An 18,184-nucleotide genomic window follows, 5' to 3' on the forward strand; every position below is an offset into this window, starting at 1 on the left:
CCAGATTTTGTTTAAATAATCAGATGCTACTTCCTGTTAAGGTTTTTTATTCATGAGTATAAGTAAGAGCAACAATAATGTGGACGGAGAACTACCTGCTCTTGATTGCATGATTTTCTATGTCAGGCCAATGGTGAAAGGTTCTATATTAGAATACCCATCATTTATACGGAAAGAAAAAGGTCTGGTACTGGATTCCTCACTTTTAATTGCGCCGAGTTTGGATGACTTAAATCAGATTTCCGGAGTTTGGAATATCAGTGGGATACCTATATTTAGTGCTATTGAAATTTTAGCAACGCTTGATGAGGCTAAATCACAATCAAATAAAGGTAAAAGGCCTCCATCCGATAGTGAAATCAAATTTGAAGATTCTGTCCCTGTCTGGTATGACAGGAATTATTCAACCTGGCGTAATTCTGAAGTGAGTGGTTTACTTATTTCTGAAGTCATGAACGGGGGGGGGTATTATTTATCATTATTAAATATTCTTCGCCGGTATGAGGCATATGGAATATTCCGTTATCTTATTTCACAGTCAGCTAATGGAGAAAATATAAAAATATCTCAGTTGAGCAAAAATTATGGATTATCGTCCCCCTACTTTAGATTTCTGTGTCGTAAAAGTTTTAATTCATCGGCGAAAAAAAAGATGATGAGTTGGCGTATGGCAACCGCGGTCTTACTGCTAATTGAAAGTGATATGTCAATATTGGATGTGGGGTTAGCTTGTGGTTACTGCTCTGCATCTCATTTTACATTAGACATAAAAAGAAATTTCGGGCTCACTCCATCTGAGATAAGGCACCTGGAGAGTGGTTTATATGATAGTTAATCCATACCTTTTCTCTAAAATATTAATTTTATCTTTATTAACTTTTAGCTATGCCTCTCCAGGATTCGGAGAGGTTATTACCGCTACGCCGGTAGACCGGGAAAAAAGTCAGAGTTCATTTATTGCCAATAATATAACGATTAATAAGGTATTTGACGTCGTTTCATCCAGGATAGAAAAGCCGATTATTCTTAGCAAAATTGCAATGCAAAAAAAAGTGACTGGCAATTTTGACATGTCACAACCGGAAGAAATGTTTAAGTCATTAGCTAGACGGACGGCTTTAATATGGTATGACGATGGAACCAGTATATATGTATATGATAATAGTGAAATTCGCAATGAACTAATAAACTTGCGTTCAACAAGTTGGAGTGAGTTGCTTAACTATATTAAGACCACTGGAATTTATGACTCGCGTTATCCACTACGTTCAGAGGGTAAAGCATCCGTAGTCTATGTTGCAGGCCCTCCACTTTATGTCGAATTAGTATTAGCTACCGCTCGCTACTTGGATGAGCGGATTCAAGTCGAAGAGAAAGCAGGGACTGATGTGACTATTATCCCGTTAAAGCACTCGTCGGTTAACGATCGTGTTTTTAGCCAACGGGGCAAAGCCGTGACGATTCCAGGCATGGTCACCGTTATTAATTCATTGTTCAGTAAAAATGCTTTGGGTAACAACGTTCATGTTATTCCGCGTGAAGATATTTCAAATCAGATAGAAACAGGTTTTCCGTTACCACCGGCGGCGCTGGATTTGGCGCAACAAAATTACGGAGCTATTACTGACACGGGAAGTAGTCACTTTTCCGTAGTTGCTTATCCTGATAGTAATAGTCTGTTAGTTACTGGTTCCGCGCAACAAACTCGCTACATATATCAATTAGTTAACGCCCTAGACGTTTCTCGTCGGCAAATTGAACTTTCTCTCTGGATTATTGATATATCGAAAAAAAAATTAGATGAAGTGGGCGTCCGTTGGCAGGTTGGTAGCGTAACCGCAGGCGGGGGTGACATTGTTTTTAATCAAAGCAATCTGTCAAATAGCGCCAGGTTTTTGGCACGTATTGATGCAATAAGCCGTACTGGTGATGCTCAAATAGTTTCTCGTCCTATCGTATTGACGCAGGAAAACGTCCCGGCACTTTTTGATAACAGTTCGAGTTTCTATGCTCGGCTGGAAGGTGAAAGGGTCGCGACTCTCGAGCAGGTGACCTACGGCACTATGGTGAGTGTATTACCACGGATTTCGCACGGAGGGCAGGTTGAAATGGACGTAAATATTGAGGACGGTTCTCCCGGTCGTAGCGGTAGCGGGGATGTAGAAAAGATTGGCGGTTTACCTGTAGTCAATAGAACTCATATCAGTACTGTTGCTCGAATAGCCAAAGAAGGCAGTTTACTTATCGGTGGATATACCCGCGAACAATTAGAAGAAACCGAGGAGAAAATCCCGCTACTCGGTAGTATCCCTTATTTAGGGCGACTATTCAGCTATAGAAGTACTAATCAACAAAAAATGATTAGGGTTTTTCTGATCCAGCCTCGTTTATTAAGTGAGTCAGAGGCCTGGGATGGTAGGCAATTTTCAGAAAAAGAGCGTTTGAGCGATAGAATAAAAAACAAAAATGAACAGCTACAAGGAACGATAAAATTATTGCAGAACTATATGGATAGTCCATGGCCATAGCCCCACTTGGTGGAAACTCACGTTATATCTCGGCGCAACGTGATAAGAATGAGGAAGCTCAAAACACTGCTGGTGACAGTGAGAATACGCTACGTGGGCAAGGCATCATCGATAACACTAGCGAATATGCATCAATGGCGATGTTAGCCTCGCAGTTTAATCGGCGCAAAGAATTACGTTCATCGAGTGATGATAATACGATATTTACCGAGAGAATTTTGGATGATAACGCTGACGAGAAAGTAAGTCATATTGAAAAAATCATTAATCGCGAGGAAATGACTCCTCCCAAATTACGTTCTTTTCTGGCTCAGTTGTTTCCTGATACCAGCGACATGTTGATGGTTATTTTTGAGCTCCTACGACGAAAAAAACTAACCAGTAAGATCGTTAGTAATTTAAATACGTTGAAAAGTGTCTTAACCGAAGAAGATACAGAGCGTAGGACTGAAGCGGGCGTTAACGTAGCATTATCGGCAAGGTTGTTCTCGCATTCCTTGGATAAGACATCGATTCAACTGCGGGATATATATCGTGACTTTATTTGCTACGATGGCCCAATCATTTATATTTACGAACAATGGGTAAGTGAAATAACGAGTCAGCAACGAGAAATTATGCTGCGTTACCTAACACGTTCACTAGCTTGCGATTTGCAATCTATCCCTACAGGAAATATTAACGTTGTAGAATTTGGTGATCTATTCCGTAGAGTTGGTGGTTTAAGGGAGATTCAATCAGTTGAGATTCATTTTCTGCAGAAAATAATGAGTACAGAGCTTATAAGCATAAGTAATGATCAAGAATTGTCTAATCTTTTCGTTTCTGGGATCAGGAATATAGATAATTATAAAATAAGTTTGGCCAAGTTTTATTCTGAAAAGTTATCATTAGTGACATATGAAACCAAGGCTATTTTTTTACAGTTGTTATTGAGTGGTTTCTCCAGTGTGTCTGTAGATATTTTTTTCTCGTTAGAGAAAAGGGACAAACTCATCCATTTAATGAAAGAAAAAATTAGCCAGATAAAATTGAAAGAAGATGCAGTGAAAAGAATAAATAAAGTTAAGAGTAGGGATGAAAATGCGTAGACTGTCATGGTTCCTGCTTCAACTTAGGAGTAAGCCTGAGTTAATGGTTCTTTTGGTAATGGTGACAGTGATAGCTATGCTAGTCGTCCCTTTACCAACTTTCTTAATCGATTTTTTGATCGGTTTGAATATCATGATTTCTGTACTTATTTTTATGGGTTCGTTTTATATCACCAATATTCTTAACTTCAAGACATTTCCCTCTATTTTACTTATTAGTACTTTATTTAGACTAGCGCTCTCTATCAGTACCAGCAGACTGATTCTATTAGAAGCTGATGCTGGAGATATTATAGCTACTTTTGGCGAGTTTGTTATTCAGGACAATTTAGTCGTAGGGATAGTCGTCTTCGCCATAGTCACTGTTGTGCAATTTATTGTAATCACCAAAGGTTCAGAGCGTATTGCTGAGGTGGCAGCGAGATTCTCTCTGGATGCCATGCCTGGCAAACAAATGAGTATTGACGCTGATGCGCGTTCGGGAATTATTGATAACGATCAGGTGAAAATAAGGCGAGGCGTTCTAGAACAGGAAAGTCAGTTATTTGGTTCTTTTGATGGCGCAATGAAGTTTATTAAAGGTGATGCTATCGCCGGTATCATTATTATTTTTGTCAATCTTGTTGGGGGGATTTCTGTAGGTGTTGCTCAGATGGGAATGGATATGTCCGCTGCACTCAGTAGTTATACACTTCTGACGATCGGTGATGGTTTGGTTGCGCAGATCCCTGCACTGCTGATTTCCATCAGCGCTGGTTTTATTGTTACCAGGGTGAGTGGGAATGATAAAAACCTTGGGGAAAATATTGTATCAGAGCTATTTTATAATGACTTTTCTCTTCTGGTTACTGCAATTATAACTTGTACTATAGGTTTCTTACCTGGATTTCCAACGTTCATATTTATTATACTTTCCTGCCTACTTTTTGGTCTGTATTTTTATCGGTTCTATAAAAAAAGTAAAGAAGATAAATCGGTTAATAAAGTACCTACGGGAGTTATAGATACTCCTAATAATGTTACTACCGGCGAGACCATCAGGACTATAGAGAACATTGATGATTATGTTCCAGAAACTCTGCCTATAATTGTTTCAGTGTCTGTTGTTCATCAGAAAATATTAGAAGATAGAGACTTTTCGCTAAAAATAAAAAAGGATATTTTCATAAAATTTGGATATAGAGTTCCAGATATAGCGATAAATTACTCCCCTACCATCGAGCAAGGAAAGATAATTATCTTGATCAATGAAATATTTGCTGGCGAATTTAGTATAAGATTCGGTCATTTAAAAATCATTGGTTCAACTGATGAACTGGACATTTTAGGCATAGAGTTATTTGTTATACAAGAAGATAATGGTTCTTCGAGTAAATGGATTGATAGTAAAAACCAGGAAAATGCGACGGTGCTAGGTCTGAATTTTTGCGATGATATAACGGAAATGGTCGGTTGCATTAGCGGGTTATTATTACGTCATATCCACGAGTTTTTTGGTATTCAGGAAGCCAAAAATTTATTAGATGATCTGGAAGCTAAATGTCCAGAATTACTGAAAGAATGTTATAGACATGCCACAGTACAGAAAATCACCGAAGTATTTCAAAGGCTTTTAGCCGAAAAAATATCAATACGAAATATGAAGCTGATTTTAGAATCTTTAGTGCAATGGGCTCCTAAAGAGAAAGATACACTGATGTTAGTTGAACATATTCGATGTACGTTAAACCGATATATATCAGATAAGTTCTCAGTTTTAGGCGTAATGAATGTATTAATGCTTGGCGGAGGTGTTGAAGATACTATCAGGCAAGGAATTCGACAATCATCAGGAGGGACATTTTTAAACTTAGAGCCAGATAATGCGGAAAAAATAGTTCAATCACTATCGCTGGCAATAAGTAATGTAAATATCTCTTTGAGAGATTTGATAGTTCTAGTTCCTGTTGATATTCGCCGTTTCGTTAAAAAAATCGTAGAAGGTCGTTTCCCTGATTTAGAGGTGATCTCCTTTAATGAAATTTCAGAATCTACAAAAATAAATGTAATAAAAACCATATGAATGGAGTTTATATGAAATATAAATTTATTGAAATGCTTAATGTTTTCCTTAGCTCGGTAGGGCGTGATGATTTAGTTAATAAAAATCTTGATTGCCACTCTACCGTTCAACTTGAGCTTGACGGAAGGCAGGCTATTAATGTTGACATGCACAGTGATGATATTATTCTCTGGATGTCACTATCTGAATACATTCCTTCCAGGATCGAGCAGGTCAGCGTTAGGTTACTTAACTCTATATTAGAGTATCAGTCTTCTTGCTTTCAACCAGGGCAGCCAGCGTTACTTGTTCATGATAATTTATTAATTATGAGCGCCGTTTTAAATAGCGCAGCTTTGGATGATTTGAGTTTGTTTGCTAATAGTCTGGAAGAATTCTTCGATCGCAGCACGCATCTTGAAGAAATTTTAATTTATTAAATTATGAGATTATTTGACTATGGCGCTCATCCAACCCGAATAAGCGGTGTATTAATCGAGGCTCCATTACCTAGGTGTTTCATCGGCGAGATATGTGTGATTAAACGTTCTTTGACTAACGGAGAGTTAATCGCTAAAGCTCAGGTTATTGGTTTCTGTGCCGGGCAAACTCTATTAAGTCTGATAGGTCGAGTTCAGGGACTTTCTCTGGATGCGGTAATTTTACCGTTGGGTAAACCCTTTCAGTTTCCTATGAGCGAGTCTTTGTTAGGAAAAGTATTTAAGGCCTCGGGTGAGGAGATTCAGTCTTTCTACAGCTCTTCTGAACCTCCAGATAACCAACCGTTGGAGTGGAGGAACATAGATTCATCGCCACCAGAAATCACACAAAGGAGGGCAATTGGTAACAGATTTGATACTGGAATCAAAGCGATAGATGGTTTACTTACCTGCGGCAGAGGGCAGCGTTTGGGTATTTTCGCGGCTGCAGGTGCAGGCAAAACATCGTTGATGAATATGATAATAGCGCATTCTGATGCTGATGTTTGTGTCGTCGCGTTGGTTGGGGAGCGGGGACGAGAAGTCACAGAATTCATTAATGAAATAGCTGATTCCCCGCGCCGAGACTCGACCATCCTGGTTTATGCTACCTCCGATAGCCCTTCGGTGGAGCGTTGTAATGCAGCGTTGCTGGCCACATCAATAGCGGAATATTTTCGTGATTTGGGAAAGAATGTGGTGTTATTTGTTGATTCTATGACGCGTTACGCCAGAGCACTTAGGGATATTGCGCTGTCAGCCGGGGAGTTGCCAGCTCGGCGCGGTTACCCAGCTTCTGTATTTGAGCAACTTCCTTCTTTATTAGAGCGACCAGGCAACATGCAACAAGGCTCCATTACGGCTTTCTATACGATATTGCTAGAAAGCGAGGAGGAGATAGATCCCATTGGTGATGAGATTCGCTCAATTCTAGATGGTCATATTTATCTTAATTATAGATTAGCCGGACGCGGGCATTATCCTGCCATTGATATATTAAAGAGCGTAAGCCGTATTTTCTCGAAGATCACGACTCCTGAGCATTATCAGGCTGCCACAGATTTACGGGACATGCTAGCCCGGTTAGATGACATTCAATTTTATCTGGATTTAGGAGAGTATCAGCGTGGTGAAAATCAGGAAAATGATCGAGCATTAGATAGAAAAGAGAAAATAGAACTGTTTTTAAAACAGAAGACCGGTGCGAAGAGTCTATTTTTAGAAACACAAAGAGCGTTGTATGAACTTACTTCTTAAAAACAAAAATTACTTACGTTTGCTTGAAAAAAAACTGAAGCGTTCCCAGATTGAATTGAACTCAATAAATAAGAAAATAACATCAGTGAGTGAGAAAGTTGAAAGCATCGCTACGCGGATCGAAATCTTAGATATGCAAGCTGGATTATTCGATCAGAAAATGGAGTTTACCAGAGAGGATTTTTTTGATAATCGCCGCCAGAAATCAATAGTTTTGAACGAAATATTCTTATTAAAATATAAGATAGAAACGTTGGATGGAGATTTAAAGCAGCTAAAGCAGAACAGAAATATAATCACCAAGCGAGTCATGAATTTTAATATAAAGTGTGAAAAGTTCCAAAAATATCTTACTGGGTTACGCTGCAACCATAGTTTAAAATCTGAGACTTCGAGGGAAATTGAAATCGAGGAGCTGTCGGCTCATGGTGGTATTCGAATCTAAAATAAATCCGGTATTAAATATTGGACATCATGAGACAGTATCAATTAATGATGCTGTATCCAGGTCTTTTATCACCGATTCGGTGCTAGTTTCTGTGGCAATGTTACCTGAGGATGAAACGCTCCTCAATAAAAAGCTAAATCAGGTTAAAGCGCCGTTTCTAAAAGCTAGTTTATCTCTTGATGGTGAACAGCAGGAGGGTGGGTTGCTGTTAGCACCTTTAGTTATCATAGAAGCGTTATTACACATTAAACAGGGAGTCTCTTTTAGTGCTCAGCCTGAAGTGAAAGAAATACATGATTCGGCATTAACATATTTATTTGGCCGTGAGTTTATTCATATGAACTCATTCGCGGGGAATAAGGGTGTGGGCAACCAAAGAAGAATATCGAGCTCTAAAGTTCTTATCGCTTTATCTGATATATTGAAGCTCGCAAGTACTCATATTGATTCATCTATGCCCACGGTTCAGCGTGAATTACAACAATATCGCGGTGAATATCATTCGGGAGATATAAGCACGCCAAACCAGAATTCAAGTGAGAAGAATAGAGAGATATTGCCCCCATCACTACAGAATAAAGGACCTATAGGCGGAATGATAACGGGTGATGCCGAGCAATTATTGTTGGAGTCAGAATGTCTTTCTGGGTCTATTGGTTTGAGTTGGTCACGAGAAGTTGATGCAACGGATGGTTTTTTAGATAAGGTAGGTATGCCAGGGTTACAGAAAATAGATCTAACGCCTACTTTTTACAGTGATAAGACAGGCACTTTTGATGACTTTTTTGATAATGAGGTGAGCAAGTATATGCCGTTACTACCTGAGAACCCAGAGAATGCATCGCGTGGGTTACATTATCGATTTTCGTCTTGGAGTGATACTCCTTCGGTCAGAATTCAACTGGCAAAGATGCAGAGAATATTTGCAACGGCCTCTGATGATAACGTGCAGTATATTTTAGATGAAAATTATCATTTGCTGGAAACAGAACGGACTATGATCTTTGAACCACGTAAAACATATAGAGAAAGAAAATTTGATTATGGATATTCGGATCAGGATGAAAAACCATAATGTTTAATTTTCGGCGGGTTACTCGGCAGCATGCGCTAATAATAAAACAGCAGTTTGACTATGAGCCACAAGTACTGCCGGAGACGATAGCAGCCAATAGGACATATGCAATTTTCCAGCTTCATTGCTCTAAAGAAAGATTAATTGGAGCGATCGATCTTGTTGATTGGTGTCGATACATTTGGCCAGAACTGGCTGGGTTGGCCTGGGAATACATCGGTGAACAGCAACTATTAGAATTATTTAAAAATGAAGTAAGGGAAAGAAAATTATTTTCTGGGGTTTACTCATTACAAGACATTAGTATTTTATCTGGAGAAACAGGACGGAAATATTGGTTGAAAGTTCGTGAATATCATGTTGGCTGGATTTTATTATCGCGTGCACCAATTTATTTAATACCAATAAAAGGCGAAACTGAGTCATTAAGACATTTACCGATAATGAGTAAATGGATTCTAGGAACCAGTAACATCAGTTATAGACTATTAAATTCATTGGAATTGAGAGATGTTCTTCTAGTGCAAAATATTTTGATGGAACTTAAGATATCAGATAAGGCTATAGCAACATTTTTATATCAGGATCAGGGAGCGATTATTGTGGACACATTAGTTGATAACGAAGGAAATACTGAAAATGATTTTTTGGATGTTTTGAACGAGAATCCAGACGAGGAATTAATCGCTTTTCCTATAAAAATGTCCGAAATATCAGTTGTTTTAACTTTCGTTCTTGGTAAAAAGTCAATAAGTCTTGATGAACTGTCAAAGATTCAGGCAGGATTTCAGTTTGAACTAGAACAAGAAATGGAAAAGAAAATAAAAATCTACGCAAATAATCATCTGTTTGCTGAAGGTGAATTAATCTATATTGATGATGATTTAGGAATTGAAGTAACAAAAATGGCCACTTTAGGCAAGATAGAGTAGATAAAAATGCCTGATGACATATCGCTTATTGCAATAATAGCAATTGCTTCACTCTTGCCATTTATTATAGCTTCCGGAACCTGTTTTTTAAAGATATCAATTGTTCTTATTATGGTCCGTAATGCTATGGGAGTACAACAAATCCCGTCTAATATTGCATTGAACGGAATCGCACTACTTCTTTCTCTCTTTGTGATGATGCCCGTAATCAGTGACATCAATGAGTACTCAAAGACGCGGAAAGTAATAGTAACAGATTCAATCTCGATTGAAGAATTTATTGATGGAGGGCTAGGGAAATATAAATATTATTTGAAGAAATACGCTGATCCTGAATTGATTTCATTTTTTGAGTCTGTTCAACTGGGGCGTAGCGAGGAAGAGATTGATATTGAAAACGAAGGTGCATCGCTATTTTCACTTTTACCGGCTTATGCACTCAGTGAGATAAAGTCTGCTTTTGAAATCGGTTTTTATATTTACCTGCCTTTTGTTGTGATTGATTTAATTATCTCTAGCATACTGTTGGCACTAGGTATGATGATGATGAGTCCGGTTACAATTTCTGTTCCTATAAAGCTTATTCTATTCGTGGCTATAGATGGATGGTCCTTGATATCTAAAGGATTAATTATGCAATACATTGAACTTTCTCAGCAATAGCTTATGGAACAGATAATTTATGCAAGCAATAAGGCATTGTTACTCATCGTTATTCTATCCGCTATTCCTGTATTGGTTGCGACTATAGTTGGGCTATTTGTCGGATTAATACAGACGGTAACTCAGCTACAGGAGCAAACTTTGCCTTTTGGTTTGAAATTACTAGCAGTATTCGGCTCGTTATTTATGATGTCAGGATGGTTAGCAGATAAAATAACGAGTTATACCCTAGAGGTTTTATCTATTGCGCTTCAACCGCTAACCTAAATGTTGTATGAATAATAATACTATTAACTTATATATTTCTTTATACGATACCTTTAGCTCTGGCATGATAACGCTCAGTATTGCCTATTTACGCATTGCTCCAGTTTTCTTTCTCTTGCCTTTTTTAAACACTAAACTTATAAATGGAATAGTGATTAAGAATAGCCTAATTATTTATATAATTTTAGGTCTGTGGCCATATTTATCCGTAGGTGATGATGTCAGAGAGCAGCGAGAAATTATTGATATTGTATTATATGAACTATTAATCGGCATTATCTTTGCTTTTCTAATTTGCTTACCCTTCTTTGTAGCTAATATTATCGGTGAGATAATTGATAATCAGCGAGGTGCGACAATTAGTGATACGATTGATCCTGCTAATGGCATTGAGTCATCTGAGTTTTCTGCATTTCTTAATTGCTTGATATGCATGATTTTCTTAGCTGATGGCGGGGTGTATAAATTAGTCGCGGCTTTTGCTGATAGTTATCGCATGATGCCATTCTGTCAGGGTTTTTCTCATTTTGAACCACTGATAATTGGGGCTTGGTTAAATTCATTGGTGAGCCAAGGGTTGATACTGGCATCACCGGTTTTGGTGACATTATTTCTTAGTGAGGTTGCACTGGGGCTATATTCACGTTTTTGCCCGCAACTTAATGCCTTTTCCCTCTCTCTAGCGATAAAGTCTATTATTGCATTTAGCGTTTTTTTGCTTTATTTCCATAATGAAATACCGTCAATATTAGTATCTATGGTAGACATGTCTCTTTTATTGGATATTTTTACGCTTAAATAAATTAAGTTATTTTTATTTGAGTTTCGGTGAAGTATATTTTTTATTTGGGAATAGAATGGCAGAGAAGACAGAGAAGCCTACTGACAAAAAGATCCGCGATTCGGCGAAAAAAGGGCAGAGCTTTAAAGGAAAGGATCTGGTTGCTGCAGCGGTTTTAGTTTGTGGTTCCCTGGCAATTAGTGGGTTCTCGAGTCTTGAGAATATAGGGGAATTGCTACAAAAGGTACTACTATCGCCAAAAGAGATTAACATACCTGCCTATCTAGATGAGTTGTATCGAATTTTTCTCTATGCCGTAGTGCCTGTTTTGTTATTCTGTTTATTGCCTGGGGTTTTACTTTCTTTATTACAAAGTCGTTTCAGGCTGGCAACAGAGGCGTTAAAAATAAACTTCTCGCACCTTAATCCAATCTCTGGGATGAAAAAGATATTTGGCATAAGGCCATTAAAAGAATTAGTTAAGGCAATTTTATATTTATTGTCTTTCTCTACATCAATTTATATATTCATCATGGTATGGAAACGAGATGTATTTATTCTTTATCAGTCTCAGCTAAGTGAAATGATAGAGCAATGGTCATGGCTGTGCGTTGTTTTTATTTTTTTATTTCTCTCGTCATCATTAATATTGTTGCTTCTGGATACTTTGGCTGAGATTTATCTGTTTATTAAGGATTTAAAAATGGAGAAGCAAGAAGTTAAAAAGGAATATAAAGAAAGTGAAGGAGATCCAATGATAAAACATGCGCGAAAAACAATACATATGGATATTCTGTCAGAGGAAACAAAGCATAGTATAAAAAGCTCTCAACTCGTGATGGCTAATCCAACACATATTGCATTAGGTATTTATTTCGATCCAGAAGTCGCAGATTTCCCTGTTGTAATAGTTAAAGCAAAGAATGCAGAAGCGCTCGCGGTTATCGCTTTTGCCGAATCGGAAGGTATTCCTGTTGTAAGAGATATTATTTTAGCACGCAGAATCTACCGTAATAGTAATATTTTTAGTTTTGTCCGAGACAATGACATGCTGGATGTAATTAATATTATTATTTGGCTAAAAAGAATAGAGTTAGAGAAGATGGGTATATATCTTCCTCCTGCAGAAGAGCTTGTTGAAGAAGTGAAATCTGATACCAGTAGTGGAATCGATAGTGATGATTCTAATAACGTTAATAATCAGTAGAGCAAATGTATTATGATGACTATAAATGATTATAGGTTTTTTATGGTTTTTATAATTATTTCTATATTTCCCAATCGTTTTTTAAAAGATAGTTAGCGTAAGTGTCGTCTAGACTGACCTTGGTATATCAGGGCTGTTTGGCTATATAACATAAGGAGAGCGCGATGAGTGAATCAAAGAATGTAGAACAGGCTCTGATAAATACTGCCATTACTGAAGATGAGAAATATATTGATGATGTCTGTCAGGCATTGTTGGATGGTATAACATTTAAAGATATACATGATATTCCTGAGTCTACAATGCAAGGAATCTATGCATACGCTTATGAGTTTTATCATCAAGGTAAGTTAGACGAAGCAGAAACTTTTTTCAGATTCCTCAGTATTTATGATTTTTACAATTCTGATTATGTCATGGGATTAGCAGCAGTTTATCAATTAAAAAAACGCTTTGACAAAGCAACAGAATTATATGCATTGGCATTTATGCTAGCGAAAGACGATTACCGACCACTATTTCATGCAGGGCAATGCAACTTGATGCTAAAAAAAACTTCGGCGGCTTTGCATTGTTTTGAGACTACGGTGATTAATACGACTAATGCTGAGTTAAAACAGAAGGCTCAGGCTTATTTGTCTGCTCTCAAACAAAACTTGGAAGAAAATCGATCCTGATGTACGGGGCAGGGACGATAAATTTATTTAAAGGAATATATTATGACTATTGACCCCAGTAAGCTTACCAGAGAAAGAATTAATCATGCTTTATCTTTTGTTGCTGCGGGAGTGGGGCCGGGTGGGTTATTGATCGCGAAAGATAATGCCGGCAAAGAAGTTTTGGCTCTTGAGGATGCCTGTCGAGAATTAGCTGCAGAGGAACAATTGAGCCGGCAACGCAAAGGTATTAACGGAGCCCCGTTGCTAACGAAACCGCAGCTTATGACAAAGGCTCCCTTGGCGAGCCGGTTGCAGAATATTGCCCATTCTGATAATCGTCCTGCTGAGGGTAATTTAACGAAAGAGGCTACGCCATTAACCACGGGTAATTACCTAAATGGCAATACGGCATTACTGCAAGCCATGCTCAACTTACAGGATATTTTCCATAAAGATACCATCGGTAATATGCAGAATCGGCTGAAACAGCTCAACGTCGAATCTGAAACAATTCGCCTTCAAGGTCATGCTTTAGTGGCCTCTTTTGAGGAAGTGAATATTGAGCTGCGCGCGGCAAACCAACGAACGAAAATGTATATAGAAGACGTAGAAAAAGAACGTCATTTATTAAATATTTTAAAAGCGAAGGGCAGTTCGGTTGCTCAAAACGCACGTTCTTTAGGCTCACAACCTGCATTTAGTGTAGAAACTGGCCCAGTGCAAAAGTATATAGCGGCCTTCCCCGAAACTGTGGGTTCTAATGCCCAAACTCCCCCTTATCCACAATCTGAACTGACTCGTGTAGATAAGGAAATTGCTACGGTTCAAGTACGTTTGGATGCAAAAGAGAAACAGGCCGCTTGCGCAGTTACTGATGCTTTGGCTATAGCAAAAAAAGCTTCCACCTCGCATGAGGAAATAGAAAAGTTTCTTACAGAAATTGGTAATCGCGCACCCGGTAGTATAGATAAGGAAAAGCATATTAGTGCGTTAGGACAACTCGCGATTCTCTCTGCTCTGCTGAAAGAGCTGATTGGCAAATTGAATCTTGATAATGCGTTACGACAAAAGGCTATTCTGGAAAAGATAGACGAAACCGCTTGTCGTGATGCAGAAAACAAAGCTAAAGAGTGTGAGGCATCACAAAAAAAAGCCGAAGAGACCAGTAAGGCGGCATCCTGCGCTAGTAAAATTCTTAGTTACGTGATGATCGCTGTTTCAGTTGTTGCCACGGTTGCTACTCTCGGTGCTGCGTCTGCATTAATGGTTTGTGTTGCAGCGGTCGGTATTGCTATGGCGGTGGCAGACGTAGTGCTTGAAGCAACAGGAAATAGTAGCTTAATGCAAATGCTAGCCAAAGAAATCGCCACTGGTATAACCAATGCCCTGATTGCCTGTGGCGTACCCAAGGAAAAAGCGGAGGACATTGGTAAAATTGTTGGCGTTGTATTGGCGGCTGTTGCTTTCCTTCTTATTTCTCTGGTTTCATTGTCATCATTCGTAAAAAATATGGCATCGTCTCTTGCTAAATTAATCGGTAATGGTGTGCTGAAAGCAGGTGCAAAATTACTGCCCAAAGCCGCAGCGCATGCTGTAGGGAATACGGCTGGGAAGGTAGGGGATAGTCTGAATCAAGGCATTAGCCGTATAGGAAAGGCAATTAATAACTCAGTAAATATTGGTGAGACGACTTTGCGCAAGGTAGAAATTGGCTCCAAAGTAACAGGAGCTGCTGTGAATGTGAATAACGTAGCGATATCTGGAACGCTAAATATTATTTCTGCTGATTATAACTTAGACGCAAAAAATATATTTGCAGATTTAACATTAAATACAGAGTTTATTCGTTCAATAAACGAATTGATTCGGCGCATAATGGAGACACTTTCAACATTTACGAAAGTAGGCGCTGAACATTTGGACAATATGATTGAAGGGATATATCAATCTCAACAAAATCAGTTGGCCGTGGTTAGACGTATTGCGAGCTAATTGTTTCGTGATATTACCTGATTATTAAAACAGTTTAATCTCGATAAATGGAGTTATTATGAGTTCAAACTTTAATGTTAAATCCCAAGCGCCTGTTTATCATCCTGCGATAAACTCCGATCAAAAAAATAGTCCAATAAATTCTAGTGAATCAGCTGAGGGAACAATAAATAGTTTAAATTTAAACTCGTTATCTGGATTACAAGATGGATCATTAAAACTTCCAAACTCGGGAGTGACTCTTGTATCCCCTCAGAAAGAAATCGATGAAAGTGTTTTAGCTGGTTTATCCAAAAATTTGAATGAATTCATGCAATTGTATTCTAAGAATGCTCCTCATAAAAGATATTCGCCAAACTCAGAGTTACAACAGACCCAGTCAGATTATTTTACAAACGTACTCGCACCTGAGTTTCTACATAAAATTTCTGGAGCCTTGATTGCACGCGAGATTGGTGTAGATAGAGTCTCCCACTTTGATGGGTTTACTTCAGATAATTTAATGATATTCATCAGATCTATGATACAGCGACAACGGATGACTGCGGATGAAAGTAACGCCAAGATAAACATCTTCCTAGCTTCGCTAAGCGCTACAATGGCTGAAAATGCAGCAGATTCAACAATAAAAGAGGGCAAGCAGCAACTGATCGGGGCCATATTCAGCTTTGTTATCGGTTCTGTCATGGTGGGCGCCGGTAGCGGTATACAGCTACGTGGCTTAAATAAGCAAAATAGGATGCTGAATGCAGAAGTTGAACAGCAGCAGCCGAATATTGCTACTAATAAAGTTGGTGACGTCAGGCAGAGCCTTAATGTTATGGATTCAAGAGGTGCCAGCATGAATGCGGTTGGCACAATGAAAAATAATAAAATAGGAACGCTAAATGAACCAAGAGAAAGGATGTCTTCCAAAGAAATACATAATCATCCCAAAGATAAGATACAAATAAAAGCAGAGCGAGAACGACCCCAAGATCTTAATTCATCGTTGAGTACGGCCAAGCCAAACCGCCATACTGGGCGTAAATTGGAGATAGTTGGCATGGCTATTTCTAATATGGCGACTACTGGTGGTCAGATGGTTTCGGGTATCAACATGGCGGAAGTTAAAACTATTGAAGCCAACAAGATGATACAAAACACTGCCGCAGATATAACTCAAACTATTTTAAGAGAAAAAGAAAGAGCCGCTAGCTCTCTTAATGATATGTTTAAAAGCATGCAGGACACTATTAACGGGATAATCGCTGGTCAAAATATGACATCTGCAAAAATTATTCGTGGCTAAGATATTTAAATTAAGGAATCATAGTTATGATAATATCTACAGTGAACGCATTGCCGATCAAGCAGAATTCTAGTCAGATTGAATCGTTACATTCTACGTTGAATAGTGGGGGAGGCGATGTTATCAATAGCGACTTTTTTGATTCTATTATATCACGTTACCAAGATGGTAATAATCATCCGAATTTAATAAGTGATTGGTTAAGTTTATTGGCGAGTGACAATGATGGGGTAAGAAGATTGATCGCGGTGGAAAAAACGGGTGTAACGAAAGGAGATACTCAACGTGTCATTAACCGTGTGTCAGATGATATTCATGATAAATATGAAATATTATCTTCAAAATATAATCATGATGAAATAAATATACCTCCACATATAAAAAGTTTGATTGAAGTTGTAGATATTGGTTATGAAGATTTTCAGAGTAAGCATAAAGAAATAGTTGAGAGATATAGTAAGTATTACGAAGCTTTTAGTGAGGGACTCAGTGCGCAGTCAAAATATGTTGGGGCTGGGAGTGATGCAAATAAAATTGATTTTAAAAAACGGAGTTTTGCCGCTAGTCTAAACGATAAACTTATTATCTATAGTCATGAACCGAGTTTTTATGATGCAGAAACTGGCAAAATAAATGAAAATGCTTTTTCAAATGTAAAAACACTTTATACGTTAACGGGTGATGAAAAAAGATTTAATTACTGGAAGAAGGAACTGTCACCTGAATTAAATGTAACTTGGGATAAAGAGAAAGGATATATTTATGTTTTACCTAATCTGGATAATTTAAAGAGTATATTTAAAAGTCTTGAGAATTCTGATGGGGTAATAATAAATAACCTTAGTGGAAATGATGACATCGCTACCGCAACTTATCAAGCATGGCAGGCAGGGAACGACAGTATAAAGAACCGGCAGCAAAATGCTCTTAACCAGCTTACGGAGAAATATGGTCATCATCTCAATAAGTTGGAAAACTTAATTCAGTTCTTGATTAGAGCTATAGAAGATCACGCCAAATCCAATGAACCAACGTTAAGAATTCTAGCGTAGCAAAGGGATATTATGTCTGACACAAATAGGTTCGCCAACACTCACGATGTTTTATACGTTGGTATATTACAATGGTTGCAGAAAAGTCTTGTTACGATAACTAATTGTCCTCTGTCGAAAATAAATCCGGATGCCAGACTAATACTGGATTTGCATATAGACTCTCTAGAAATATTAGAGTTGGTTATTGAGGTAGAGAAAGAAACGGCTAAGCCGTTAGCTGATGATGTTTGGCATAAATGGAATACGATAAATGATATCGTAGAATATATAAAACTGACGAAGATAAGGTGAGTGTATATTCTGCATTCGATGTAATTTAAAATATCGTCATTATAAAACCCGAATCAGTATATTAAACTTTAATAAGCAGGTTGTGGTTTTACGCGGCTGGTTTCTATTCTAATATGATGAATCCATC

18 protein-coding genes are annotated in these 18,184 nt (G+C 38.1%); all 18 read left to right on the plus strand.

What is annotated here, in order from left to right; translation table 11 throughout:
* Positions 1-52: 52 nt before the first annotated feature.
* The 18 genes from ACQ4OC_RS08330 (at position 53) to ACQ4OC_RS08415 (ending at position 18,057) form a co-directional block, all read left to right on the plus strand.
* Positions 53-835, plus strand: coding sequence for a helix-turn-helix domain-containing protein (locus ACQ4OC_RS08330; protein ID WP_430971082.1), 783 nt, complete (start codon positions 53-55; stop codon positions 833-835).
* Positions 825-2,528: a type III secretion system outer membrane ring subunit SctC gene (gene sctC, locus ACQ4OC_RS08335; protein WP_064516587.1), complete on the plus strand. Its 1,704-nt coding sequence runs from the start codon at positions 825-827 to the stop codon at positions 2,526-2,528. Before ACQ4OC_RS08330 ends, sctC begins: the two co-directional genes overlap by 11 nt.
* Entirely contained in the window at positions 2,519-3,619 is a 1,101-nt protein-coding gene (gene sctW, locus ACQ4OC_RS08340) for a type III secretion system gatekeeper subunit SctW (RefSeq protein ID WP_064516588.1), read from the plus strand. Before sctC ends, sctW begins: the two co-directional genes overlap by 10 nt.
* Positions 3,612-5,681, plus strand: coding sequence for an EscV/YscV/HrcV family type III secretion system export apparatus protein (locus ACQ4OC_RS08345; RefSeq protein WP_430971097.1), 2,070 nt, complete (start codon positions 3,612-3,614; stop codon positions 5,679-5,681). Before sctW ends, ACQ4OC_RS08345 begins: the two co-directional genes overlap by 8 nt.
* 11 nt (positions 5,682-5,692) lie before the next feature.
* Entirely contained in the window at positions 5,693-6,100 is a 408-nt protein-coding gene (locus ACQ4OC_RS08350; RefSeq protein WP_064516590.1) for a type III secretion system protein, read from the plus strand.
* Positions 6,101-6,103: 3 nt separating this feature from the next.
* A complete protein-coding gene (gene sctN / locus ACQ4OC_RS08355; RefSeq protein ID WP_430971083.1) occupies positions 6,104-7,396 on the plus strand; it encodes a type III secretion system ATPase SctN in 1,293 nt (430 codons plus the stop codon).
* Complete coding sequence (locus ACQ4OC_RS08360) at positions 7,380-7,841, plus strand: hypothetical protein (protein WP_430971084.1); 462 nt, start codon at positions 7,380-7,382, stop codon at positions 7,839-7,841. Before sctN ends, ACQ4OC_RS08360 begins: the two co-directional genes overlap by 17 nt.
* Complete coding sequence (locus tag ACQ4OC_RS08365; RefSeq protein WP_430971085.1) at positions 7,822-8,919, plus strand: hypothetical protein; 1,098 nt, start codon at positions 7,822-7,824, stop codon at positions 8,917-8,919. Before ACQ4OC_RS08360 ends, ACQ4OC_RS08365 begins: the two co-directional genes overlap by 20 nt.
* Positions 8,919-9,851 carry a FliM/FliN family flagellar motor switch protein gene (locus tag ACQ4OC_RS08370; protein WP_430971086.1) on the plus strand — a complete coding sequence of 311 codons (933 nt, stop codon included), beginning with the start codon at positions 8,919-8,921 and terminating at the stop codon, positions 9,849-9,851. The genes ACQ4OC_RS08365 and ACQ4OC_RS08370 overlap by 1 nt, the downstream gene beginning before the upstream one ends.
* A gap of 6 nt (positions 9,852-9,857) precedes the next feature.
* Positions 9,858-10,514 (plus strand): EscR/YscR/HrcR family type III secretion system export apparatus protein, encoded by a 657-nt coding sequence (locus tag ACQ4OC_RS08375; RefSeq protein ID WP_120805307.1) that lies wholly within the window; start codon positions 9,858-9,860, stop codon positions 10,512-10,514.
* Between the two features lie 3 nt (positions 10,515-10,517).
* Entirely contained in the window at positions 10,518-10,781 is a 264-nt protein-coding gene (gene sctS / locus ACQ4OC_RS08380; RefSeq protein ID WP_064516603.1) for a type III secretion system export apparatus subunit SctS, read from the plus strand.
* Between the two features lie 7 nt (positions 10,782-10,788).
* Positions 10,789-11,583, plus strand: coding sequence for a type III secretion system export apparatus subunit SctT (gene sctT / locus ACQ4OC_RS08385; RefSeq protein WP_430971087.1), 795 nt, complete (start codon positions 10,789-10,791; stop codon positions 11,581-11,583).
* 55 nt (positions 11,584-11,638) lie between these two features.
* On the plus strand, positions 11,639-12,769 hold the full coding sequence (locus ACQ4OC_RS08390) for an EscU/YscU/HrcU family type III secretion system export apparatus switch protein (RefSeq protein WP_430971088.1): 1,131 nt from the start codon (positions 11,639-11,641) through the stop codon (positions 12,767-12,769).
* A gap of 164 nt (positions 12,770-12,933) precedes the next feature.
* Complete coding sequence (gene sicA, locus ACQ4OC_RS08395) at positions 12,934-13,446, plus strand: type III secretion system translocator chaperone SicA (RefSeq protein WP_064516609.1); 513 nt, start codon at positions 12,934-12,936, stop codon at positions 13,444-13,446.
* Positions 13,447-13,488: 42 nt separating this feature from the next.
* On the plus strand, positions 13,489-15,420 hold the full coding sequence (gene sctE, locus ACQ4OC_RS08400) for a type III secretion system translocon subunit SctE (RefSeq protein ID WP_430971089.1): 1,932 nt from the start codon (positions 13,489-13,491) through the stop codon (positions 15,418-15,420).
* A gap of 58 nt (positions 15,421-15,478) precedes the next feature.
* Entirely contained in the window at positions 15,479-16,711 is a 1,233-nt protein-coding gene (locus ACQ4OC_RS08405) for a hypothetical protein (protein WP_064516612.1), read from the plus strand.
* Between the two features lie 26 nt (positions 16,712-16,737).
* Entirely contained in the window at positions 16,738-17,763 is a 1,026-nt protein-coding gene (locus ACQ4OC_RS08410; protein ID WP_430971090.1) for an IpaD/SipD/SspD family type III secretion system needle tip protein, read from the plus strand.
* Between the two features lie 12 nt (positions 17,764-17,775).
* The gene (locus ACQ4OC_RS08415; protein WP_064516616.1) at positions 17,776-18,057 is read left to right on the plus strand and encodes an acyl carrier protein; all 282 of its coding nucleotides are present in this window, start codon (positions 17,776-17,778) and stop codon (positions 18,055-18,057) included.
* Positions 18,058-18,184: the final 127 nt, after the last annotated feature.

Origin of the sequence: Yersinia sp. J1, assembly GCF_050586585.1 — a bacterium.
In the GTDB taxonomy this organism is placed as follows: Bacteria; Pseudomonadota; Gammaproteobacteria; order Enterobacterales; family Enterobacteriaceae; genus Yersinia; species Yersinia entomophaga.